The sequence below is a fragment of the Paraburkholderia phytofirmans PsJN genome (assembly GCF_000020125.1).
Taxonomy (GTDB): domain Bacteria; phylum Pseudomonadota; class Gammaproteobacteria; order Burkholderiales; family Burkholderiaceae; genus Paraburkholderia; species Paraburkholderia phytofirmans.
The window spans coordinates 1,536,226-1,558,941 of the sequence record NC_010676.1 but is presented as its reverse complement, the minus strand read 5'-3'; the positions used below and the strand labels follow the sequence as shown (position 1 = coordinate 1,558,941).

Sequence of the window (22,716 nt, the reverse complement as noted above, 5' to 3'; positions counted from 1 at the left end):
CCAGTCACTCATACCACCGCGGCGTATAAACCCACTCCCCACCTCCGGCCGCATCACCAAACCGCCGCGTCATGGACGATCCCACGATCACCATCGTGCGCATATCCACATCGGACGACCGCAGTTCACCTAGCGTAAGCGTGCGCAGCGTGCCGCCAGGCCGGCCGATATCGCGGCCCAGCACCACCTGAGTCTGCGCCGCGCGATATTCCCGCACGATATCCAGCGCCTTATCCAACTGCCACGGCCGTGCACGCGAAATCGGGTTATAGAACGCCATCACCAGATCCGCTTCGGCGGCATGCCGCAAACGCTTTTCGATGATCGCCCAGGGCTTCAGATTGTCGGAAAGCGACAGCATGCAGAAGTCGTGGCCCAACGGCGCACCCGCCTGCGCCGCCGTCGCCATCGCCGCCGACACACCCGGCACGATCGTCAGTTCGACCGCAGCCCAGTCCGCGTTATCCGACGCTTCCAACGCCTCGAGCACCGCCGCCGCCATCGCGAACACCCCCGGATCGCCCGACGACACCATCGCCACGGAATGTCCCTCGCTCGCCAGTTCGAACGCATGCCGCGCGCGTTGCATTTCCTCGCGATTGTCGGTGCCGTGCACGCGCTGGTCGGCGCGCAATGGGCCGGCCATTTTCACGTAGGTGTCGTAGCCGAGAATATCGGTGGCTTTGTCGAGCGCCGCGCGTGCGGCCGGCACCATCAGATCGGCGCTGCCAGGGCCGAGGCCGATCACAGTCAGTCGGCCACGCGCGCGGCCGATCGTGTCGGGATCGATGGCGAGTGGCGCCAACGCGAGCGCGACGCCTGCGGACGCGTCGTTGTGCAGCGTCTCGTAGGGGATGCGCAGCGCGGCGTGCAGCAGATTGGCCGGCGGCTCGCCATCTTCCGGTCCTGCTAATGCAAAACGCAGCGGCACCTTCAGGTTCGCCGCGGCCTCGGCGAGCGCCGGGTCGGCCATGCGTTCGGACGAGGCCAGCAATGCCGCGAGCGACAGCGGCGCGAGCCCGTGCGCATCCAAGGCGTCGCGTACGCGCGCCACGATTTCGCCATCCACGGCCGTCACTGCGGCAACCACGCTGCGTGGATGAATCACCAGTTCATCGTCGCGCCCATCCCATGCCCGCGGCGTGACGCGGATCGCGAGCCGTGCCGAGTCGGAGCGGGGCAGCTGCGCGTCATCGAGCCACGGCGCTTCGCCTTCGATGCGCGTGCTCTCGCCGGCCAGCAGGTCCGACACGAAGCGCTTGCCCTGACCGATATCGGCGAGCGTGTAGCCCTCGGGCGGATTCAGCACGCAGGTGCCGAAACGCAATTCGCCGCTCGTCGTGATGGCCGGCGGCACGGCCAGCAGTGCGGCAATCTCGCGCGCCATCAGGTTGACGCCGGCAAGGCCGCCGAGCAGCGGCACGACCGCGCTGCCGTCCTCGGCGACAGCCAGCATCGGCGGCTCGACGCCCTTGTTCGACAACGACGGAGCCAGACAGCGAATCACGATGCCCGCCGCACACAACGCGACGATCGGCGTTCCGCGTGCATACAGTTCCCGCAGATGCGCGCCGAGTTCGCTGTACGACACGTCCGCCTCGACGCGTCCCCGTAACGCATGCACCTGGCTGCCCGCGTACAGCGCCTGAACGCGCCGCGCCGTCGCCAAGGCGCCCGCGCCGAGAATCACGATCGCGGGTGCGCTCATCCTTGCCATTTTTCCCCCGGCACCACCAGCAGCGAAAAATACGGCGACGCCATCGGATCGACTTCGGCGAGCGGCACGATGCGCTGGTTGCCCATCGTCGCGCGTTCGACGTAGAGCGCGCGGTCCGCGAGACCGAGTTCGCCGAGCACGCGCCGCACCTTGTCGAAGTTGCGGCCGAGTTTCATCACGACGGCGGCGTCGGCATCGGCCAGACGCCGGCGCAATTCGTCTTCGGGCAACACGCCCGAGAGCACCGAGAGGCTCTGATTGCGATACACCAGCGGCGCGCCGAGTACGGCCGCGCCGCCGAGCATCGAGCACACGCCCGGCACCACTTCGCTTTCGTAGCGCGCCGCGAGCCGGTCGTGCAGATACATGTACGAGCCGTAGAAGAACGGATCGCCTTCGCAGATCACGGCGACGTCGCGGCCCGCATCGAGATGCGCGGCGACCACTTGCGCGGCGGTGTCGTAGAAGTCGGCGATGATCGCTTCATACGAAAGCGGCGGTTCGAGCGCCTCTGTGGTCACGGGATACACGAGCGGCAGATGCTGCTGGGTATCGTGCAAATGCGCTTCGATGATGCTGAACGCGTTGCCCTTCTTGCCCTTGGCGACAAAGTACGCGACCACCGGCGACGCCTTTAGCAAACGCAGCGCCTTCAGCGTGATGAGTTCCGGGTCGCCGGGGCCGACGCCGAGTCCGAACAAACGTCCTTGCGCCGTCATTTATTCGACCTCCGTGGCCAGCGCGTTCACGGCGGCCGCCGCCATCGCGCTGCCGCCGCGCCGGCCGCGCACCACTACGTAAGGCACGCCGCGGCTATCGTCCGCAAGCATGGCTTTCGATTCGGCCGCGCCGACAAAACCCACGGGAAAGCCGAGAATCAACGCAGGCTTTGGAGCACCGGAGTCAAGCATATCGAGGAGATGAAAAAGGGCGGTCGGCGCATTGCCGATCACGACGACGCTGCCCGCCAGATGCGGCCGCCACAATTCGAGCGCCGCCGCCGAGCGGGTATTGCCGAGTTCGCGGGCGAGCGACGGCACGTCCGGATGCGTAAGCGTGCAGATGACCTCGTTGTTGGCCGGCAGCCGCGCGCGCGTGATGCCTTGCGCGACCATGCCGGCATCGCACAGGATCGGCGCGCCTTGCGCGAGCGCCGCGCGGCCCGCCGTGCCCGCGCCCGCGGAAAATTGCAGATCGTCGATCACATCGACCATGCCGCACGCGTGGATCACGCGCACCGCGAGCTTTTCGAGGTCGGCGGGAATGCGCGACAGGTCGGCCTCCGCGCGGATCGTTGCGAAGGATTGGCGATAGATCTCCTGACCGTCGCGAATGTAATCAAGCATCGGTGTCACTCCGGACCAGGCGTTCGAGCATATCGGCGGCCTGGTCGATCGTCAGTTGGCGCGCGACGCACTGGCCGAAGCCCGGCCGGCCGTCGCGTCGATAAAAGTCATAGAGGCCGGGCGCCGCGGCGAGCAGCGTGTACGGCGCGCAATGCGCGGCGGCGCACGAGCGCGCGCAGCCGCTCAGATGCACGTCGACGCCGGCAGGCAGGCGAGCCGCGAGGCGCAACGCGTCGGTCTTGGTGTCGGCGAGGCCTCTCGCGCAGCCGCTCGATCCGGCGCATGCGACCAGGTGCGTGATCGCTTGTGCGGGTTCGCAGGCGAGACCGAGGGCGTTCAGGCCGGACAACACGACCGGGACGGCGTGCGTGGCGATGTCGGGTAGCAGCACGCTTTGCCAGGGGGTCAGGTGAAGCGTGGCGTTGCCGTGCTGTTGAGACAGCGTGGCGAGGGCATGCAGCGTGTCGGCGTCGAGGCGTCCCAGCGGCGGTTGCCCGCCGACGTGCCAGGTTCCGGGCACGCGTTGGGCGTGGGCGCCGAGACGGAGATTGGCGTCGGCTGGTATGACGCGATGCCAGTTGGCGAGCTTCGCGTTTTGGGTCAGCGGGAAGTCGAGGTATCGCTGAGCGTGATGCAGTATCGCTTCGGCGGAATGCGCGGTTAGCAGGTGGCGCATGCGGGTGGCGTCTGCGGCAGCGAGGTCGAGGAATGTGAGGAGCAGCGCGCGTACTAGTGCCGGCACTTGTGACGGCAGGATCGCGGCTAGTGCGCCTGTGTCGTTCACGCGCGGTTTCTCAGACGCCGTGCTTTGGCTTTGCGTAAATGCGCCGGCATGGGCGCTCATAGGCGGACAACCCGCCAACCCGAACACGAACCGCACGCCGTCCGCCTCTTGCGATGCCGCCAGCCACACATCGTGCGGATGATCCACTCGCGCAAGCCGCTCGCCGCCGTCCAGCAGCAGCGCGAATTTCGGCGAAAGCGCCGCGAATCGCGTTTCGCTTTGCAGCATCGTGAGTAGTTCGGCGCACAGCGGGCGCGTGTCGAATAGCGCGGATGGATCGCGCCCGGCTGCGGGGCTGATCATGACGTTGCGGACGTCGTCGGCTGCGGCGGGGGCCACTATTGCATCTACAGCGCTGGCAACCCCGGCATTCACAGCGTTCTCCGCAGCCGTTGTGTTCCCGTGGCTTGCCACGCCATTGACCGGCATCGGCCCAAGACCCGCATCGATCAACGCCGCAATCAACGCCGCCTCTTCACCACGCTTAACGCCACGCACCTGCACATTCGCGCGATTGGTCAACTCGATTACCCCGGCCGCGTGCCGCGTGCTAGCGTCAGCGATCGCCCGCGCCTGCGCCGCGCTCAATTCGCCGCCGGGCAGTTTGATCCGGCAAATCCCGCCGTCGCGCGCGGCGACGATGCGCAGCAGCCCCGGACACGCCGAAGGCCGCGGCGTGGCAGCCGCGTCGGATAAAACGGAGGAAGGCGAAGCTTGCTTCAAGACGGACACCGGGTTGAGCGTCGCGCGACGGCCCGAGCATGCCGTGAGGCGGGCATGGCTGCGGCATCGGTACACCCCGCCCGATGTTGGCTGGCACGAACAGTCTTGCCGGCAGGTCTCCTGGCTGGCAGGTCATGGTCCGCCGCGGCCTTCCCGGTTGAACCAGTGGCGTGGAGCGCAGGCGGACTCGCTGCATACAGTTGCGGGGGCAGCCACAGCGACACTGTGTTCCCTCTTCGGCCCCGAAGGGCACCGGCGGCTGTATTATGCCTTTTTTCGAACAGCACAACGAGGCTGGACGCTTTGACCGGCGTGGCACAGCGCATTATTTGAAGGCACAGAATGAGGATGGATGCATGCCCGCGTGGCTGACGGTGGTGGGCATAGGCGACGACGGCTTTGCCGGTCTGGGGAGGCCCGCGCGGCGCGCTTTGCTGGAAGCGTCGGTGGTGTACGGCGGCGAACGTCATCTGGCGATGCTGCCCGCGCGTCTCGCCGCGCGCCGTGCCGCCTGGCCGCGTCCGTTCGATCTCGCGCCCTTGCTGGCCGAGCGCGGCGCCGCCGTGTGCGTGCTGGCGAGCGGCGACCCGATGCTGTTCGGCGTCGGCGCTACGCTCGCGCGGCAATTGCCGGCGGGCGAACTGCGGGTGCTGCCCGCGCCGTCGTCGCTGTCGCTGGCGGCCGCACGGCTCGGCTGGCCGTTGCAGGATGTCGCGACGGTGTCGCTGGTGGGCCGGCCGTTGCCCGCGCTGAACGCGCATCTGCACGACGGCGCGCGCGTGTTCGTACTGAGCGCGGACGGGCGCACGCCCGCAGCGCTTGCCGAGCTGCTGAACGCGCGCGGTTTCGGGGCGACCCGCATGAGTGTGCTGGAGCACCTGGGCGGCGAACTCGAGCGGCGCATCGACGGCCGCGCCGATCAGTGGTCCGTGGGCGATGTAGCCGCGCTCAACCTGATCGCGCTCGATTGCCGCGCGACCGAAGGCGCGCCGCGTCTGCCGCTGACTTGCGGTTTGCCCGACGATGCGTTTCGTCACGACGGCCAGTTGACCAAGCGCGACGTGCGCGCGATCACGCTCGCGCGCCTTGCGCCAACGCCCGGCGAATTGCTGTGGGATGTGGGCGCGGGCAGCGGCTCGATCGGCATCGAATGGATGCGCGCGCATGCCAGTTGTCGCGCGATTGCGATTGAAGGGCATGCGGAGCGGCAACGCTTTATTGAACACAATCGCGATGCGTTGGGCGTGCCGGGGCTGCAACTCGTGGCGGGGCGCGCGCCTGAAGCGCTGCAGGGGTTGCCGGTGCCGGATGCTGTGTTCATCGGCGGCGGGGTGACTGTGCCGGGCGTGCTGGAGGCCTGCTGGGCTGGTCTGCGCGAGGGCGGGCGGCTGGTTGCCAATGCTGTGACGTTGCAAGGCGAGGCGGTGTTGGCGGCATGGCGCGAGCGGCATGGCGGGACGTTGACACGGATCGCGTTGGCGGACGCGCAACCGCTTGGCGGTTTCGATACGTGGCGGCAAGCGTTGCCGATCACGCTGCTGGAGGTGACGAAGCAGGCCGGTGGCGGAGAGCGAGCGTGAACGGGACCCATGCCATGATTGACATTGCGAGCGCTGCGAGTTCCTGATGCGCGAAGAAACCCCTGAACATCCCGCGCCGCTGCGTAGCGGCTACACGACCGGCAGTTGCGCCACCGCGACGTCGCTGGCGGCGGCGCGTCTGTTGCTCGCGGGTGTCGTCAGTGAAGTGGCGGAGATCCTGTTGCCGAAAGGCCAGCATGTGCCGATGCCGCTGGTGTTCTGCCGCCTGATCGGGAATGGCGATGAAGGCGCGGAAGCCGGCACGGTCAAGGACGCCGGCGACGACCCCGACGTCACGCACGGCGCGGTCGTCTTCGCCCGCGTGCGGCTTGTTGCCGAACCGGGCGTGATATTTCGCGCGGGGCCGGGCGTCGGCACGGTCACGCGCGCGGGGCTGACGCTGCCGGTCGGCGAACCTGCGATCAACCCGGTGCCGCGCAGAATGATGACCGAGCATCTGGCCGAACTCGCGGCGGAGCACGCGTACGGCGGCGGCTTCGAAGTGACGATCGGCGTGGAAGGCGGTGAAGCGCTCGCGCTGAAAACCATGAACCCACGTCTCGGCATTCTCGGCGGCCTGTCGATCCTCGGCACCACCGGCATCGTGCGGCCGTTTTCGTGCTCGGCGTATATCGCGTCGATACATCAGGGCATCGACGTCGCGCGCGCGAACGGCTACACGCATCTCGCCGCCTGCACCGGTAACGCAAGCGAGGACGCCATGCGCGCGCACTACGGCCTGCCGGATATTGCGCTGATCGAAATGGGCGACTTCGTCGGCGCGGTGCTCAAGCATATGAAACGCGCGCCGGTCGAGCGCCTGAGCGTGTGCGGCGGTTTCGGCAAGCTCAGCAAGCTGGCGGCCGGTCATCTCGACCTGCATAGCCGCAATTCGAGCATCGACCTCGAACGGCTCGCGCAATGGGCCGCCGAACAGGGCGCCGACGACGCGCTTCAAGCGTCGATCCGCGCGGCCAACACGAGTCAGCAGGCGGTCGCGTTGGCTCACGCGCAGCAGGTGCCGCTCGGCGATATCGTCTGCCGGCATGCACTGGCAGTGGCGCGCGAGATCGTACCGCCGCAGGTCAACGTCGAAATGTTCGCGATCGACCGGCGGGGCTTGCTGATCGGAGCCGCGCAATGAAAATGAAGCGGATTCTGCTGCTTGGCGGCACCGGCGACGCGCTGCGGATCGCGAGGCAACTCGGCCCTGAGCACGTGTATAGTCTCGCCGGCCTCGGCAAGGTGCCGGACGATCTGGCGTGTACGGTGCGCGTCGGCGGCTTCGGCGGCAGTGAAGGTATGGCGCGCTACATCGTCGATGAAGGTATCGATCTCGTGATCGACGCGACGCACCCTTATGCCGCGCAAATCAGCGCGAACGCGGCGCAGGCGAGCCGCGCCGCACGCGTGCCGTATTGGGCACTGCATCGCCCGGCGTGGCAGCCGCAAGCCGGCGACGATTGGCGTATGGTCGGCGACTGGGACGAACTCACCGATGCGCTGGCGCCGTTCAGAAAGCCGCTCTTCACACTAGGCCGCGAACCGCTTGCGCATCTCTACGAGATCCCACCGCATCAGTTCTGGGTCGTACGTTGTCTTGAAGCGCACGAAGATACGGCACGTGCGCGGATACTCGCGGCGCGCGGTCCATTCACGCTCGAAGGTGAGCGTGCGCTATTCGCGCTGCAAGCCTTCGACGTGCTAGTCAGCAAAAATAGCGGCGGCCAGGCGACTGAAGCGAAGCTCGAAGTCGCGCGTGAACGCGGTTTGCCGGTCGTGATGCTGCGCCGTCCTGAGTTGCCGGCTGCAGAGAGGGAATTCGAGAACGTGGCCGACCTGCTCGACGCGCTGCAAGTCGCCGATTGAGCCTGCGCCCGAACGAATCACGCATGCATGCCATGCCGCCTCAACGAATCATGGAGTAGTGAATGACGGTGTTTTTTATCGGCGCGGGTCCGGGCGACCCCGAACTGATCACGGTGAAAGGGCAGCGCCTCGTGCGCAGTTGTCCGGTGATCCTGTACGCGGGTTCGCTCGTGCCGGCTGCCGTGCTCGAAGGTCACGCGGCGCAGCAGGTCGTCAATACCGCCGAACTCGATCTCGATCAGATCATCGCGTTGCTTGCGGCCGCGCACGACCAAGGTCTGGACGTGGCGCGCGTGCATTCCGGCGATCCATCGTTGTACGGCGCGATCGGTGAGCAGATCCGCAGACTGCGCGAACTGAAGATTCCCTATGAGATCGTGCCGGGCGTCACCGCCACGGCGGCGTGCGCGGCGGCGCTGGGTTGCGAACTCACATTGCCGGATATTTCGCAGACGCTGATTCTCACGCGATTCGCGAGCAAAACCAGCATGCCCGAAGGCGAACAGCTCGCCGACCTCGCCCGGCATCGCGCGACGATGGCGATTCACCTTGGTGTGCGGCACCTTGCGCGCATCGTCGATGAATTACGGCCGCATTATGGCGGTGCGTGTCCGATCGCGGTGATCTATCGCGCGAGTTGGCCCGACGAGGAGAAGATCACCGGCACGCTCGACGATATTGTCAGTAAGGTTGAATCGACATCCATCGAGCGGACCGCGTTGATTCTGGTCGGACAGGTGCTGGCCGCGGAAGGCTTCGCGGACTCGACGCTGTATGCGAAAGACTGAACGGCCTGTATGAAAAAGCTCATCCGCGCACCCAGACACAGTGCGCGGATGAGCGATCCGCAACAGATCAATCCCAGATCAACATCAGGCCAACGGCCGCTCCTCTCACGCCGTCACTTCATCCGGCTGCTTCGCCGCCAGCTTCGCACGCAATGCCTTGGCGGCCCGAACCATGTTGGTCAGCGCCGCTTCGGTTTCCGGCCAGCCGCGCGTCTTCAGCCCGCAATCCGGATTGACCCACAAGCGCTCAGCGGGAATCACTTCGCACGCGCGTTCCAGCAGACGTTGCATGGCTTGCGCATCCGGCACGCGCGGAGAGTGGATATCGTAAACGCCCGGGCCGATTTCGTTCGGATACGCGAAAGCACCGAAGCCGTCGAGCAGTTCCATCGCCGAGCGCGAGGTCTCGATGGTGATCACGTCGGCATCCATCGCGGCGATCGACGGCAGAATGTCGTTGAACTCCGAATAGCACATATGCGTATGAATCTGCGTTTGATCCGCGACGCCCGCTGCTGAAATGCGGAACACGCGCGTGGCCCATTCCAGATACGCGGCCCAATCGCCGCGACGCAACGGCAACCCTTCGCGGAAAGCCGGTTCGTCGATCTGGATGATACGGATGCCGGCCTTTTCCAGATCCACCACCTCGTCACGGATCGCGAGTGCGAGTTGCAGCGCGGTCGTCGAGCGCGGCTGGTCGTCACGCACGAACGACCATTGCAGCATCGTCACCGGACCGGTCAGCATGCCTTTCATCAGGCGCTGCGTGAGCGATTGCGCGTAGCGTGTGGTTTCGACCGTCATCGGTTCGGGACGATACACGTCGCCGTAAATGATCGGCGGTTTCACGCAGCGCGAGCCGTAGCTTTGCACCCAGCCGTTTTCCGTGAATGCATAGCCCCACAATTGTTCGCCGAAATATTCGACCATGTCGTTGCGTTCGGCTTCGCCGTGCACCAGTACGTCGAGGCCCAGCTCTTCCTGTTTGCGTACGGCGATCTCGATCTCGGCGCGCATGCGCTGCAGGTAGTCGAGCGCGCGCAGTTCGCCGCGCTTGTAGGCGGCGCGCGCCTGTCGAATCGCGGGCGTTTGCGGGAACGAGCCGATCGTGGTGGTCGGCAGCAGCGGCAGGCCGAGCGCTTCGCGTTGCAGGCGATTGCGTTCGGCGAACGGGCTTTGTCGGTCGGCCATCGCACTGCTCACCGCGGCCACGCGTTTTTGCACGAGCGCGTTGACCACTGTGCTGGAATGGCGGCGCGCGTCGAGCGCGCGGTCGGCGGCGGCGAGTGTTGCCTCGGCTGCCGCAGGGTCGCGCAAGGCGAGGGCGAGGGTCGCGACTTCGCCGAGTTTTTCGGTGGCGAAGGCGAGCCAGGATTTCAGATCGGCGTCGAGTTTTTGCTCCGCATCGAGCGAGACCGGCACGTGCAGCAACGAGCACGACGACGAAACCCACAAGCGTTCGCCGAATTCCGCATGAAGGGCCTGCAGCGATTCGAAAATCTCGCCAAGATCCGCGCGCCAGATATTGCGTCCATCGATCACGCCGGCCGACAACACCGCGTGCTTAGGCAAGGCAGCGCGCCAAGCGTCGAGTTGCTGCGGCGCGCGCACGAGGTCGAGATGCACACCGGCAACCGGCAGTACAGCCACGCGCGGCGCGTGTTCTGCAGCACTTTCGAAGTACGTGGCCAGCAGCACTTTCACGCCCGACGTGCCGAGCACGTCATACGCGGCGGAAAACGCGTCGAGCCATTCAACGGGCAGATCGACGCACAAGGCCGGCTCGTCCAGTTGCACCCATTCGATGCCGCGCTGCTTGAGCTTCTCCAGCAAACGGCTGTAACGGATCACGAGCTTCGGCAGCAACGATAAACGGTCGAAGCCGGCGACATGGCTCTTCGATAGCCACAGGTAAGTGATCGGCCCGATCAGCACCGGTTTGACCGGCAGATTCAGCGCGAGCGCTTCATCGATCTCGTCGAACAGCCACTCGACGCCGCCGTCGAACGTCGTCTGCGGTCCAAGTTCCGGGACGAGGTAGTGGTAGTTCGTGTCGAACCACTTGGTCATTTCCATGGCCGGTTGCGCGGCGTTGCCGCGCGCGAGCTCGTAGTACCGGGCGAGCGACAAAGTCTTCGCATCAAAGCCGAAACGCTGCGGCAAAGCGCCGAGCAGCGCGCTCAGATTGAGCATCTGGTCGTAGTAGGCAAAATCGCCGACGGTGACGAAGTCCAGTTTGGCATCCTGCTGCAATTGCCAATGACGGGCGCGCAGTTCGCGCGCGACGCCGAGCAAATACTGTTCGTCGGATTCGCCGCGCCAGAACGACTCCTGCGCGAATTTCAGTTCGCGCTGCGCGCCGATGCGAGGAAAGCCGGGAATATGCGTGCGGGCCATGTGAAGTCCTGTTGTTCGTTGTGTGAATTGGCGCCCAGTGTGAAAGTCACGCTATGATTCATCAAGCGACATGTTTTCACCAATGTATGAGCCAGATTCATATCAAGCTTTTTTCGTTCGATGCGGAGCCATTCCATGCTTGAGCTTCGCCACCTGCGTTCGCTGATTGCCATTGCCGAGTCGGGCAAACTGGTGGCGGCTGCCGAGCGCGTGCATCTGAGCCAGTCCGCGCTCTCGCATCAGATTCGCGATATCGAGGCGCACTATGAGGTGTCGCTGTTCGAGCGCACCAGGCAGGGGTTGCGGTTCACTGCCGCCGGCGAGCGGCTGCTTGCGCTCGGCCGCGAAACGATCGCGGCGGTGAGCGCGGCGGAGCGCGATCTTGTTCGCCTGAAAGGCGACACGCGCGGCGAGTTGCGCATCGTGCTCGAGTGCCATACCTGCTTCGACTGGCTGATGCCGGTCATGGACGAATTCCGCCGGCGCTGGCCGGAAGTCGAAGTGGACCTTGTCGCGGGCTTCCATGCGGATCCGGTGCGTTTGCTGAGCGACGGCAAGGCCGACGTGGTGATCGGCTCGAAACCGGCCACGCGACGCAGCCTGCATATCGCGCCGCTGTTCCGCTTCGAGATTCTGGTGGTGATGGCCAATGAACACCGCTTGCGCAACAAGCGTCGAGTGACGTCTGAAGATCTGCGCGACGAGACGTTGATTACCTATCCGGTGCCCGAGGCGCGCATCGATCTGATCCGGCAGGTGCTGGAGCCGGCCGGCATCAAACTCGAACGGCGCACGGCGGAACTGACCATCGCCATCATGCAACTGGTGGCAAGCCGCCGCGGGATTGCGGCGCTGCCGAACTGGGGCGTGAAAAACTACGTCGATCACGATTATGTGCTGGCCAAGCGCGTCGGCACCCAGGGACTGTGGAGCGAGTTGTACGCGGTGGCCGGGAAAGGCCTGGCAAGCCGGCCTTATTTCGACGATTTCGTCAGGATCGTTCGCGATACCTGCGCGGCGCAACTCGACGGCATCGAGTTGCTGACGGAAGAAGGCCGTACATCGTGACGAATGCGCGGCTCGTTCAACGACGCTTCACGAACCTGATTTCAACTGCGCCCACAAGCGGCCTTCCAGGCGCTTGATCTGCGCGGGCAAAGGCTTGAGCAGAAACAATGTCTTCAGCACGGGCTCAGGCGGATACACGGTCGGGTCGTTGAGAATTTCGGGCCGCACGAATTTGCGCGCGGCGGCATCCGCGTTCGGATAGAACACGGTGTTGGTGATGTCCGCGTGCACTTCGGGGCGCTCGATATAGTTGATCCAGTTGAGCGCCGCTTCCGGATGCGGCGCATCTTTCGGGATCGCCATCATGTCGAACCACACCGGCGCGCCGCCTTCCGGAATGAAGTACTTGACCTCGTAGCTCTTGCCGGCTTCTCGCGCGCGATGGCTCGCCATCGAGACATCGCCCGACCAGCTCAGCGCGAAGCAGATATCGTCGCCCGCGAGATCGTTGATGTAGCTCGTCGCGTTGAATTGCGTGATATACGGGCGGATCTTTTTTAGCGCGTCGTACGCGGCCTGATAGTCGGCGGGATTCTCGCTGTTCGGATCGCGGCCGAGATAGTGCAGCGTGACCGCGAACACATCGGACGGCGCATCGAGCACGGAGACGCCGCAACTCTTCAGCTTGCTCAGGTACTCGGGCTTGAACAGGATGTCCCAGTTATCGAGCGGCGCTTCGTTGCCGAGAATCTTCTTCACGCGGGTCACGTTGTAGCCGAGCCCCGTCGTGCCCCACGCCCACGGCACCGCGTACTGATTGCCGGGGTCCGCGTCGGCAACCAGCTTCAGCAGATTGCGGTCGAGGTTCGCGAGATTCGGCAGCTTCGATTTGTCGAGCTTCTGATAGATGCCGGCTTCGATCTGTTTGGCGAGAAAGTTCGAGGTCGGCACTACCACGTCGTAGCCGGTCGAGCCGGTCAGCAGTTTCGCCTGCAAGGTTTCGTCGCCGTCGTACACGTCGTAGCGCACGTGAATGCCGGACTCTTTTTCGAAGTTCGGCACGGTGTCTTTCGCGATGTAGTCAGCCCAGTTGTACAGGTTGAGCTGTTTTTCGTCGGCGAGCGAGGCGGCACTGAATGCGCCGAGCAGCAAGGCGGCCAGAAGCGGTTTTATCGTGTTGCGAGGCATGGTGGGTCATCTCGTCGGAAAGGGTTCAACGGGTCGCGGGCTTATCGATTCGTGAGGCGTTGCAGCTTCTGATTGCGCATCAGGCACAGCATGTCCGACGCGAGATGCGCGGCGGCGAGCGCGGTTACGTCGCTGTGGTCGTAGGGCGGCGACACTTCCACCACGTCCGCGCCCACCAGGTTCACGGCGCCGAGCGCGCGCACGATCTCCAACGCTTGCGCCGAACTCAAACCGCCCGCCACCGGCGTGCCCGTGCCGGGCGCGAACGCCGGGTCGAGACAGTCGATGTCGAAGGTCAGGTAAGCAGGCGCGTTGCCGACAATGGACAGCACTTCGTCGATGGCGGCTTGCGTGCCGTTGCGATGGACCCACGGCGCATCGAGAATGCGCACGCCCATGAAGTCGTCGTTCCATGTGCGAATGCCGATCTGCACCGAGCGCGCGGGATCGACCAGCCTTTCACGGATCGCCTTGTAGAACATCGTGCCGTGGTTCAGCGAGTCGGGGTTATCGTCCGGCCAGGTGTCGCAATGCGCGTCGAAATGGATCAGGCTCAGCGGCTTGCCATATTTCTCGACGTGCGCGACCAGCAGCGGATACGTAATGTAGTGGTCGCCGCCGAACGTCAGCATGCGCGCGCCGCTGGCGAGAATGCCGCGGGCGTGCGCGATGATCGCGTCGCGAATGCCCAATGGGTTGTGCGCGTCGAACCAGCAGTCGCCGTAGTCGACGACGTTCAGATGATCGAAAGGATCGACGCCCCACGGAAACGCGCCGAGTTCCGCCAGTTGTACCGAGGCGGCGCGCACGCCCGCCGGGCCGAAGCGCGTGCCGGGGCGGAAGGTCGTGGCGAGATCGAGCGGAATGCCGGAGACGGCGACGTCCACGCCGGTGAGATCGCGCGAGTAGGGGCGGCGCATGAAAGACAGCACGCCCGCGTAGGTCGGCGCGGCTGGCTGGCCGCCGTCCTGGGCAGGGCTTTTGAGGTAAGCGTTCGGCGGGGTCAGATTCGAGGTCATACGGAGCGATCCAGTCGGATTGATGAGGCGCTCGTCGCACAAATATTTCTCATGTCTAGCGGAATGGCCGCGTAGCGGTGAGTTATGCGTGACGGGCAACTGGCGCTATGATTGCGGGGAAAAATTCTCGCGAAAAGCGAAGAATCTTGCTGGAAGTATCGATATTTCTAATATCTCGCCCCAACCAGACGATGCGCAGACTTCCGCCCTTGCAAGCCTTGCTCGCCTTCGACGCCGCCGCGCGTCTCGGCAGCTTCACGCGCGCCGCGCAGGAACTGGCGCTGACGCAGTCGGCGATCAGCCATCAGATCCAGCAACTCGAGGAATGGACCGGGCAGCCGCTGTTTCGCCGTATCGGCCGTGGCGTGGCGCTGACGGCCGCCGGCACGCTGTACGCGCAAACGGTGACGACGGCGCTCGCCACGCTCGCCGACGGGCGCGATCGGATCGAGCCGTACGGCAATCCGGATTCGGTGATTCTCGTGTGCGCGCCGCAGTTCGCGTCGGGCTGGCTGATGCCGCGCATGCGCGCGTTCGCCGAGGCGTTGCCCACGCTGGAGCTTTGGCTCGTGACCGGCGAGGAAGTCAACGAGATCGACCGCGTGGATGTCGACCTGGTCGTGTCGCCGAAGGCCATCCGAACGCCGGAAGTGGTGTGCGAGCCCTTGCTGGAAGAAGCGGCCGTGGCGATCTGCGGACCGCTGACGGCGCGCCGCCTGCGCGATGCGCCGTTTCCCGATGTCTTGACGCAAGCGCCGTTGCTGGTTCACGAGGCGCATCCCGAATGGGCGCCGTGGCTGCCCGAATTGAAGCGCGGCGGCTTGCGTACGCGCCGGGCGCTCACGGTCAGCGATCCACGTTTTCTCGTAGCCGCTGCGGAGCAGGAAGCGGGCATCGCGATGGTGTCGCGACTCGACGTCGGCGACGCGTTGACAAACGGCCGCGTCGAAGTCCTGCCGCAAGTGCCGGGCTTCGCGCTCGCGCCGCTCTGGTTGATGCGCTCGGCGCAACCGGCGCGCTCGGCCGCGGTGGACGCGGTGCATGCGTGGATGATCGCGCTGTGCCGTGAGGTGCAAGGGGCGTAATGAGCGCAGTAAGTGCAATGAGCATGCTTGCGATAGCCGGCGTGAGCGGCAACGAGAACGCTGCATAGCCGCGTGAGCGGCAAACACCATACCGCATCACCCGCACACACCGTCTGAAAATTCGGCAAGCTCTGCACCGTCTTGCGACCGCGACGCCGCTATCCTAGCGCCATGATGAAGCCCAGCACCGAACGTGATTACCGCCGACGGATCGCCCGCGTGGTCGAGGCAATTCTGCTCGAACCCGGCGCTCACCACACGCTGGAGAGCCTCGCCGCGGTCGCGCATCTGTCGCCGTTTCATTTCCACCGGGTCTACCGGGCGCTGACGGGCGAGAGCGTCGTCGAGACGGTGCAACGTCTGCGGCTTGCGCAAGCGGCGCAACGGCTGACCGATGCGGCCGCGTCGGTCACCACGGTCGCGCACGATGCCGGCTACAACAGCCCGCAAGCCTTCGCGCGTGCGTTTCGCGGCTTCACCGGCGTCTCGCCGAGCGAGTTCAAGGCACGGCAGAAACGTCTGGCCGCGCCATGCGTGGGCCGGGCGGCGGACGCGCAACTCGCCGCGTCGAAGAACAATGCGCCAGCTCCGGCGTTGCCTGCCGTCGAACTCACGGAGATCGCGCCGTTCGATGTGCTCAGTCTTCGGCACGACGGACCCGTCGCAACCATCGGCCAGACCTTTCGCTCGCTCATGACGATGCTGCGCTGCGACGAAAACGCCGTGATGGATCAGCGCGTGGGTATCTGCGTGCGCGATCCCGCGGTGAAGGACAGCTTCAGCTATCGCGCGGCGATTGTCGCGGGGCCGCGTGACGTGCCAGCCGAAGCGAGCGATGTCGTTGAACCGTTGCGGCTCGAAGGCGGCTTGTATGCGGTGCATCGGCTGATCGGGCCGTATGCGCTGATCTCGCCAACCTTTCGCGCGCTTTACGGCGGTTGGCTGCCGCAAAGCGGTTATCTGCGCGACCGGCGTCCCGCGCTGGAGCTGTATCGTTTGCCGCTGGTTGCCGGTCTGCAGCAGACGTGCGTGACCGACCTGATGATTCCTATCCGCAAGGACTGACCATGTTCCGTGTGAGTTGTGCCGTCATCGCCGGATTGGCGTGTGCGGCGGCGTTGTGCTGCGCGGGCGCCGCGTCGGCGGATCAGGCCGGCTTGCATGTGGGCGAGACGATGCGTGTATTTCATCCCGCCGTGGCCCGCAATTGGCGTGGCGCGAAAACCGAGGCGCTGGTGACGCGCATCTGGTATCCGGTCGATGCCTCCGTGCCACAGACGCCGCACGAGATCGGCGCGCCCGGTCAGCCGATCTTTCACGGTCACGCCGCCGCCGACGATGCGCCGCTGTCTACCGCGCGCGCAAGCTATCCACTGCTCGTGCTCTCGCACGGCACGGGCGGCACCGCGGACAGTCTCGACTGGCTGGCTGCCGCAATCGCCGCGCAAGGCTATATCGTGGCCGGCGCCAATCATCCGGGCAACACTGCGGCGGAGCCGATGACGCGCGACGGCTTCATGCTCTGGTGGGAGCGCGCCACCGACGCGAGCGAAGTGCTCGACGGCGTGCTCGCCGATCCGCTGCTCGGCCCGCATGTGGACCGCGAGCGGATCGGCGCGGTGGGTTTTTCGCTGGGCGGTTATACGGTGTTGGAACTGGCCGGCGCGCGGACCAATCTGCAGGCGTTCGAGCGTTTCTGCACATCGCCCGAGGCCGACGCGATCTGCCATCCACCGGAAGCAGCGCGGATCCATGACGCATCGGGCGCGGCGCTCTCGACGCTCGACGATCTTTCGCCGCAGGCGAAGGCGTCACGCGCACGGTCCGGCGCGTCGTATCGCGATCCGCGTGTGAAAGCCGTGTTCGCGATTGCGCCCGCACTCGGCGAAGCTTTCGATAGCAACTCGTTCGCCGACGTGACGATTCCCGTCTCGCTGCTCGCGGGCGAAGCCGATGTCACCGCGCCGGTGGCCACCAACATTCACCGCATCGCGGGCTTGCTACCCAATGCGCACGTGGAGATGGTGCCCGGCGCGTCGCACTACACCTTTCTGGACACCTGTCTCCCCGAGGTGGTCGCGCATCTCGCGGGCATTTGCCAGGATGGACCGGGCGTCAATCGCGATGCGATGCATGCGCTGGCAACTGACCGGGCGATCCGCTTTTTCGCGGCGACCTTGCCGGCGCGCTGACGCTGATAGCAATGCGTCGGCGTTATCGAACCGAGCGTGGCAGCGCGCGGTACGCCGCCGCGCATTTCAATCCTCCAGCGGCGCCAACGCTTCGATCGGCATCTTCCTGTCGCCGCCGATCTTGACGGCCGGCACGAACATCAGCAGCACCACCACGAAGATCGCGATGACGAAGAGCGAAATGAACGTGAGGTGCAGCGATTGATGCAGCACGGTGCGGATCATGTCGCTGTCACCGAGGCTGGCGGTCTGATTCTGCAGCAGCGCCTTCAACTGATCCGACGTGACCACGGCCACGCCCTTCGAATGGCTGAGGCCGAAATTGAGCACCGCGCCGAACAGCGTCGCGCCCAACGTGCTGCCGAGATTGCGCGAAAACAGATTCGACGCGGTGGCGCTGCCGCGTTCGTCCATGCGAACGATCTCCTGAATCAGGATCAGGCAACTGACGCTCGACGTGCCCATGCCGAAGCCCATGATCAGCGAGCCGAACGCCGCGACGAGCGGCGAGCCGCCGGGCGACAGAAACAGCAGCAGCACCGCGCCGAGCGGAATGGCCGCGCTGCCGCCAATCAGAATGCGCCGCAAGCCGAGACGATGAAACGACTTTGCCGCGAGCGTCGCGCCGGTCGGCCAGCCCACCATCATCATCGTCAGGGCGAGGCCGGCGATCACCGGCGAGCGATGCAGCACGCCCTGCACGTACATCGGCAAAAACGTGGTCGAGCCCATCAGGATCATGCCGGACAGCAACGTCGCGCCGTTCGAGGCAGCAATCGGCCGGCGGCTCCAGAGCGCGAAGGAGATCATCGGTTCGGCCGCGCGGCGCTCCTGCCACACGAACAGCAGCACGCACAGCGCGAACGCGCCGCCCGCCATCGACGCTTGCGCGATCTGGTCGTCGCCGGCGTAGGTGAGCGCCATCATGAGCGAGGCGATCGCCGCCATGAACAGCGCCGCACCGCCGAAATCGATGGAAGGGCGCGCATGCCGTTCCGATTCGCGCAGGAACGCGATGAAGCCCGCCGCGGAGGCGAGGCCGATCGGCACGTTCATCCAGAAGATCCACGCCCACGACATGTTGTGAATGATGAAGCCGCCGACCATCGGACCCACCACCGCGGAAATCGCCCACACGCTCGCGAGGTAGCCTTGCACCTTGCCGCGTTCGCGCGCGGGATAAAGATCGGCGACGATGGTCAGCGTAACCGGCTGGATCGCGCCCGCGCCGACGCCCTGAATCAGGCGGAACGCGATCATGGCCGGCATCGACCACGCGAAGCCGGCCAGTACCGAGCCGAGCAGAAAGATTGCGATGCCGGCCAGCATGACCGGCTTGCGGCCGTACAGGTCGGCGAGTTTGCCGAACACCACGGTCATCGCGGTCTGCGTGAGCAGGAACGACGAGAAGACCCAGCTATACAGATGCAGATCGCCGAGTTGCGCGACGATCTGAGGCATGGCGGTGGAAACGATGGTGGCTTCGATGGCGACCATCGCCATGGACGCCATCACGGCGGCAATGACGAGAGGACGCGACGATTGCGGGTTGCGGGACATGGGCCAGAAGTTAGTATTAGGATATAAGGCACGTCGGGCAGCGCGGCCAAGGGTGGCCATGCCGTGACGCATCAGCACGACCGTACGAGGACGGCCGATGTCGAGTATGCACCCTGCTGAGAATACGCGCTGACAACGGCCCGCCTTGCGGACCAAGCCGCCGTGGCACAGCGTTTGCGCGCTTGAAGCTTTCTTTCGACAAATGGAGGGTCATCATGAGGATCGAATTCACCGGACGCCGTGAAGTGGTTGCAGCGGCACGCGTCGCCTTCGAAGCCAATGTCGACGGGGCCGACGTCTGGTGCAGCGTGTCGCTGGATGCGTTGAACGAGCATTTCGGCAACGACGGCCCATCGGCCCATAACCTTGTCAACACGTTCGAGGCAAATCGCGCGCAGATTGAAAAGGCTACGCGCAAAGTCCTCGAAAAAAACGGCGGGCAGTCCGTGGAACTCGAGACCGGCGACTTCAACAGAAGCTAAGCGGCCCGTTTCCATTGAGGATGAGTCCGGCGCACACGCCGGGCTCGCAAGCGCCTCAACGCCTGACGCCTGTTGTTCACATACAACCCGTTCATTGCGCGCAGACCTCGGGCTACGCGCCTTCAGCTTTCAAAACACCTCGTCGAAGCGCAGCGCATCGCGATTGCTGCGTTTAGATGACGGATTCTTCCAGATTTCATAAAGGACTGCTCCAGGGCACGGGCATTCGTTTTCGATGCCCGCGTTTCTATACTCGCGTCGCTGTTCAACCTGACATTCCAGCTACGCAGGAGCATTGACGTGAAAAAGATTTCCGCCGCGGTTGCGGCGTTCGCAGGACTTGCCGCCGCCACGGCGCATGCGCAAAGTTCAGTCACGCTGTACGGCCTCATCGACGCCGGGGTGATGTACACCAACAACGTAAAGAAGGGCGGCTCGCAGGGCGCGCTGGTTCAGGCCACTAGCGGCAACATCAACGGCAGCCGCTTCGGCTTGCGCGGCGCGGAAGATCTCGGCGGCGGATTGCAGGCGATCTTCGTGCTGGAGAACGGCTATAACTTGCAGAACGGCAAGCTCGGCCAGAACGGCCGGCTGTTCGGCCGTCAGGCGTTTGTCGGCTTGAGCAGCAAGCAGTACGGCACGTTCACGCTGGGCCGCCAGTACGATTCGCTGGTCGATTTCGTCGCGCCGCTCTCGGGCACGGCGGGCACGTTCGGCGATACCGGCTTCGCGCATCCGTTCGACAACGACAATCTGAATCACTCGGTGCGCATGAGCAACGCCGTGAAGTACGCGAGCGCGAACTATGCCGGTCTGAAGTTCGGCGGAATGTACGCCTTCTCGAACAACACGGGCTTCGCGGTCAATCGTGCCTATAGCGCGGGCGTGAGCTATGCCAACGGTCCGTTCAAGGCGGCTGCCGGCTATTTGCAGATCAACGGTTCGAACTCGAGCGCCAACACGGCCGGCGCGGTCGATCTCGGCGAATCCGCGGCCAACGGCACGGGCGGCTTCCAGCTCGGCGCCGATGTGCAGCGCACGGCCGGCGCCGCGTTGAGCTATGGTTTCGGTCCCGTAACGGCGGGCTTCGTCTATACGCATAGCCAGTTCCAGAACACCGCGTCGTTCGGCGCCACGCATGGCTCGATGCGCTTCGATAACTATGAAGTGAACGGCAAGTACGCCATGACGCCCGCGCTGAGCCTCGGCGCGGCCTACACCTTTACGGACGCGCATGTGGGCGGCACCTCGAGCTTCGGGGCGGATCCGAAATGGAATCAGATGAATCTGCAGGCCGTCTATTCGCTGTCGTTGCGCACCGACGTGTATGCCGAAGCGATGTATCAGCACGTGAGCGGCAAGGGCTACACGGCGTTTATCAACACGGCGGGCGGCGCGTCGTCCACGGGTAATCAGGTGGTCGGCACGGTGGGGATCCGCACGCGCTTTTGAGCGTGATTTCTCCAGATTCAGGAACAATCCCTTCGGCGGGCGGCCGTTATTTTCTGGGGTATCGGCGCCTATATTGATTTCACGGGCGGCGCGCAGAGTGATTCGAAGCGCCGCCGACCATCAATAACCGGAGGTTGTTTTTATCATGAAGTCCCTGATCAAGGCTGTCGTTATCGTCGCTTCGCTGGCTGCTTCGGCCACTGTGTTCGCCCAATCGAATTCCCACGTCACGCGCGAGCAGGTGCGCGCGGAACTGGTTCAACTGCAAGCGTCCGGCTACCACGTCGGCGACGGCGATCAGGCGCATTACCCGGACGCGATTCAGGCGGCGGAAGCGCGCGTCGCCGCGCGCAACGGCGAGACTAACGGCTATGGCGGCAGCGTGGCGGGTTCGTCACAAAGCGGCCGCCCGGCTGTGCCCGCCGCCGACTGGAATGCAATGTATAGCCGTTGATCCGACGCGCCCCGCGCAGTGTGGGACGGGCCGCGTTGGAAGGGACTCTTCCAGCATGGCGTATATATCCGCATCGGCGGTATCGGTAAAGTAGTCAGGCACGCACGGTTTCCGGTGTGCGAGCGAGAGAGTTGGCCCCGGCTGGTAACAGCCGGGGCTTTTTTTATTTCGCTGCGCACGCGCCCGCATGGTTGTCCGGTTCGCGGCTGCGGTTGAGACTGCGGTTGAGGCTGCGGTATAGTCGCGCCAATAGATCGCATGTATGCTCCCGGCTTTCATATTATCGTGAGCACTGCAGGCTCAGGCTTCGATTTATCTGGAGAACAACCGTGCAGGAAATCATCGAAGGTCTCATCCGCTTTCAACAGGAAGTCTTTCCGCAGCAGAGCGCATTGTTCAAGCGCCTGTCGATGGCGCAAAGTCCCAGCACGCTTTTCGTGACGTGCTCGGACAGCCGTGTCGTGCCCGAGTTGCTGACGCAGACCGAGCCCGGTTCGCTGTTCGTGATCCGCAACGCGGGCAATATCGTGCCGTCGTATGGCCCGGAGCCGGGCGGCGTGTCGGCGACCGTCGAGTACGCGGTGGCCGTGTTGGGCGTGCGCGATATCGTGATTTGCGGCCACTCGAATTGCGGTGCAATGACGGCAATCTCGACCTGCAAGAATCTCGATCATCTGCCGGCGGTGGCGGGCTGGCTGCGTCACGCGGATGCGGCCAAGGCCATCAACGCATCACGCACTTACCATTCGGACGCCGAGTGTCTCTCCGCGCTGGTCAAGGACAACGTGATTGCGCAACTCGCGAACATCCGCACGCATCCTTCGGTGGCAGTCGGGCTCGCGAACAAAACGCTGCGGCTGCACGGCTGGATCTTCGATATCGAAACCGGCACGATGCTCGCGCTCGACGGACCTAGCGGAAAATTCTTGCCGCTGGTGGACAACCCGGACATCTACGCCGTCTAACTTGATGTTTGAACGTGAGAGGCGCACGATGAGACGTCGCGTGCGCGACCAACTTTCACGGCTCATGCCGGCTCGAACGGCACCGCTGGGGCGTTGCTCATGAC

Annotated in this window: 20 protein-coding genes and 1 riboswitch; of the genes, 12 read left to right on the top strand and 8 right to left on the bottom strand. The window is 64.8% G+C overall.

Going from position 1 to position 22,716, the window contains the following annotated elements; all coding sequences use genetic code 11:
* Positions 1 to 4: 4 nt before the first annotated feature.
* From cobJ to cobG, 4 genes are read right to left on the bottom strand one after another with little or no spacing between them, the layout of a single operon-like run.
* Entirely contained in the window at positions 5 to 1,708 is a 1,704-nt protein-coding gene (gene cobJ / locus BPHYT_RS26695; protein ID WP_012427239.1) for a precorrin-3B C(17)-methyltransferase, read from the bottom strand.
* Positions 1,705 to 2,436 (bottom strand): precorrin-2 C(20)-methyltransferase, encoded by a 732-nt coding sequence (locus tag BPHYT_RS26690; RefSeq protein WP_012427238.1) that lies wholly within the window; start codon positions 2,434 to 2,436, stop codon positions 1,705 to 1,707. Before BPHYT_RS26690 ends, cobJ begins: the two co-directional genes overlap by 4 nt.
* Positions 2,437 to 3,063: a precorrin-8X methylmutase gene (locus tag BPHYT_RS26685; RefSeq protein ID WP_012427237.1), complete on the bottom strand. Its 627-nt coding sequence runs from the start codon at positions 3,061 to 3,063 to the stop codon at positions 2,437 to 2,439.
* A complete protein-coding gene (gene cobG, locus BPHYT_RS26680; RefSeq protein WP_012427236.1) occupies positions 3,056 to 4,579 on the bottom strand; it encodes a precorrin-3B synthase in 1,524 nt (507 codons plus the stop codon). Before cobG ends, BPHYT_RS26685 begins: the two co-directional genes overlap by 8 nt.
* An 84-nt stretch (positions 4,580 to 4,663) precedes the next feature.
* Positions 4,664 to 4,842, bottom strand: a riboswitch (cobalamin riboswitch).
* Positions 4,843 to 4,926: 84 nt separating this feature from the next.
* On the opposite strand from cobG, the gene BPHYT_RS26675 reads away from it, so the two are divergent.
* The 4 genes from BPHYT_RS26675 to cobM all read left to right on the top strand — a co-directional run bounded on the left by BPHYT_RS26675 (position 4,927) and on the right by cobM (position 8,807).
* Complete coding sequence (locus BPHYT_RS26675) at positions 4,927 to 6,150, top strand: bifunctional cobalt-precorrin-7 (C(5))-methyltransferase/cobalt-precorrin-6B (C(15))-methyltransferase (RefSeq protein WP_012427235.1); 1,224 nt, start codon at positions 4,927 to 4,929, stop codon at positions 6,148 to 6,150.
* Positions 6,151 to 6,196: 46 nt separating this feature from the next.
* Positions 6,197 to 7,294: a cobalt-precorrin-5B (C(1))-methyltransferase gene (locus BPHYT_RS26670; RefSeq protein ID WP_012427234.1), complete on the top strand. Its 1,098-nt coding sequence runs from the start codon at positions 6,197 to 6,199 to the stop codon at positions 7,292 to 7,294.
* Between the two features lie 2 nt (positions 7,295 to 7,296).
* Positions 7,297 to 8,019 carry a cobalt-precorrin-6A reductase gene (locus BPHYT_RS26665; RefSeq protein ID WP_041759649.1) on the top strand — a complete coding sequence of 241 codons (723 nt, stop codon included), beginning with the start codon at positions 7,297 to 7,299 and terminating at the stop codon, positions 8,017 to 8,019.
* 62 nt (positions 8,020 to 8,081) lie between these two features.
* Positions 8,082 to 8,807 carry a precorrin-4 C(11)-methyltransferase gene (gene cobM, locus BPHYT_RS26660; protein WP_012427232.1) on the top strand — a complete coding sequence of 242 codons (726 nt, stop codon included), beginning with the start codon at positions 8,082 to 8,084 and terminating at the stop codon, positions 8,805 to 8,807.
* Positions 8,808 to 8,912: 105 nt separating this feature from the next.
* Here cobM and metE read toward each other — a convergent pair whose 3' ends face one another.
* Entirely contained in the window at positions 8,913 to 11,207 is a 2,295-nt protein-coding gene (gene metE, locus BPHYT_RS26655) for a 5-methyltetrahydropteroyltriglutamate--homocysteine S-methyltransferase (RefSeq protein WP_012427231.1), read from the bottom strand.
* Positions 11,208 to 11,342: 135 nt separating this feature from the next.
* Between metE and BPHYT_RS26650 the strand changes: the two genes are divergently transcribed.
* A complete protein-coding gene (locus BPHYT_RS26650; RefSeq protein WP_012427230.1) occupies positions 11,343 to 12,275 on the top strand; it encodes a LysR family transcriptional regulator in 933 nt (310 codons plus the stop codon).
* Between the two features lie 27 nt (positions 12,276 to 12,302).
* Here BPHYT_RS26650 and BPHYT_RS26645 read toward each other — a convergent pair whose 3' ends face one another.
* Positions 12,303 to 13,403, bottom strand: coding sequence for a polyamine ABC transporter substrate-binding protein (locus tag BPHYT_RS26645; protein WP_012427229.1), 1,101 nt, complete (start codon positions 13,401 to 13,403; stop codon positions 12,303 to 12,305).
* A 41-nt stretch (positions 13,404 to 13,444) separates the two neighbouring features.
* Complete coding sequence (gene speB / locus BPHYT_RS26640; RefSeq protein ID WP_012427228.1) at positions 13,445 to 14,422, bottom strand: agmatinase; 978 nt, start codon at positions 14,420 to 14,422, stop codon at positions 13,445 to 13,447.
* Positions 14,423 to 14,613: 191 nt separating this feature from the next.
* Between speB and BPHYT_RS26635 the strand changes: the two genes are divergently transcribed.
* The 3 genes from BPHYT_RS26635 (at position 14,614) to BPHYT_RS26625 (ending at position 17,699) form a co-directional block, all read left to right on the top strand.
* Complete coding sequence (locus BPHYT_RS26635; protein ID WP_012427227.1) at positions 14,614 to 15,507, top strand: LysR substrate-binding domain-containing protein; 894 nt, start codon at positions 14,614 to 14,616, stop codon at positions 15,505 to 15,507.
* Between the two features lie 171 nt (positions 15,508 to 15,678).
* Positions 15,679 to 16,572, top strand: a complete 894-nt coding sequence (locus BPHYT_RS26630) for an AraC family transcriptional regulator (RefSeq protein ID WP_012427226.1) — start codon at positions 15,679 to 15,681, stop codon at positions 16,570 to 16,572.
* A gap of 2 nt (positions 16,573 to 16,574) precedes the next feature.
* On the top strand, positions 16,575 to 17,699 hold the full coding sequence (locus BPHYT_RS26625) for an alpha/beta hydrolase family protein (protein ID WP_012427225.1): 1,125 nt from the start codon (positions 16,575 to 16,577) through the stop codon (positions 17,697 to 17,699).
* Positions 17,700 to 17,765: 66 nt separating this feature from the next.
* Here the strand turns inward: BPHYT_RS26625 and BPHYT_RS26620 are convergent, their stop codons facing one another.
* Entirely contained in the window at positions 17,766 to 19,259 is a 1,494-nt protein-coding gene (locus tag BPHYT_RS26620) for an MDR family MFS transporter (RefSeq protein ID WP_012427224.1), read from the bottom strand.
* A gap of 215 nt (positions 19,260 to 19,474) precedes the next feature.
* Between BPHYT_RS26620 and BPHYT_RS26615 the strand changes: the two genes are divergently transcribed.
* From BPHYT_RS26615 to BPHYT_RS26600, 4 genes are all read left to right on the top strand, one after another.
* Positions 19,475 to 19,741, top strand: a complete 267-nt coding sequence (locus BPHYT_RS26615; protein WP_012427223.1) for a DUF1488 family protein — start codon at positions 19,475 to 19,477, stop codon at positions 19,739 to 19,741.
* Positions 19,742 to 20,041: 300 nt separating this feature from the next.
* Positions 20,042 to 21,193 carry a porin gene (locus BPHYT_RS26610; RefSeq protein WP_012427222.1) on the top strand — a complete coding sequence of 384 codons (1,152 nt, stop codon included), beginning with the start codon at positions 20,042 to 20,044 and terminating at the stop codon, positions 21,191 to 21,193.
* Between the two features lie 145 nt (positions 21,194 to 21,338).
* Positions 21,339 to 21,647 (top strand): DUF4148 domain-containing protein, encoded by a 309-nt coding sequence (locus BPHYT_RS26605; RefSeq protein ID WP_012427221.1) that lies wholly within the window; start codon positions 21,339 to 21,341, stop codon positions 21,645 to 21,647.
* Between the two features lie 329 nt (positions 21,648 to 21,976).
* A complete protein-coding gene (locus BPHYT_RS26600) occupies positions 21,977 to 22,612 on the top strand; it encodes a carbonic anhydrase (protein WP_012427220.1) in 636 nt (211 codons plus the stop codon).
* The last annotated feature ends 104 nt before the right edge of the window (positions 22,613 to 22,716 follow it).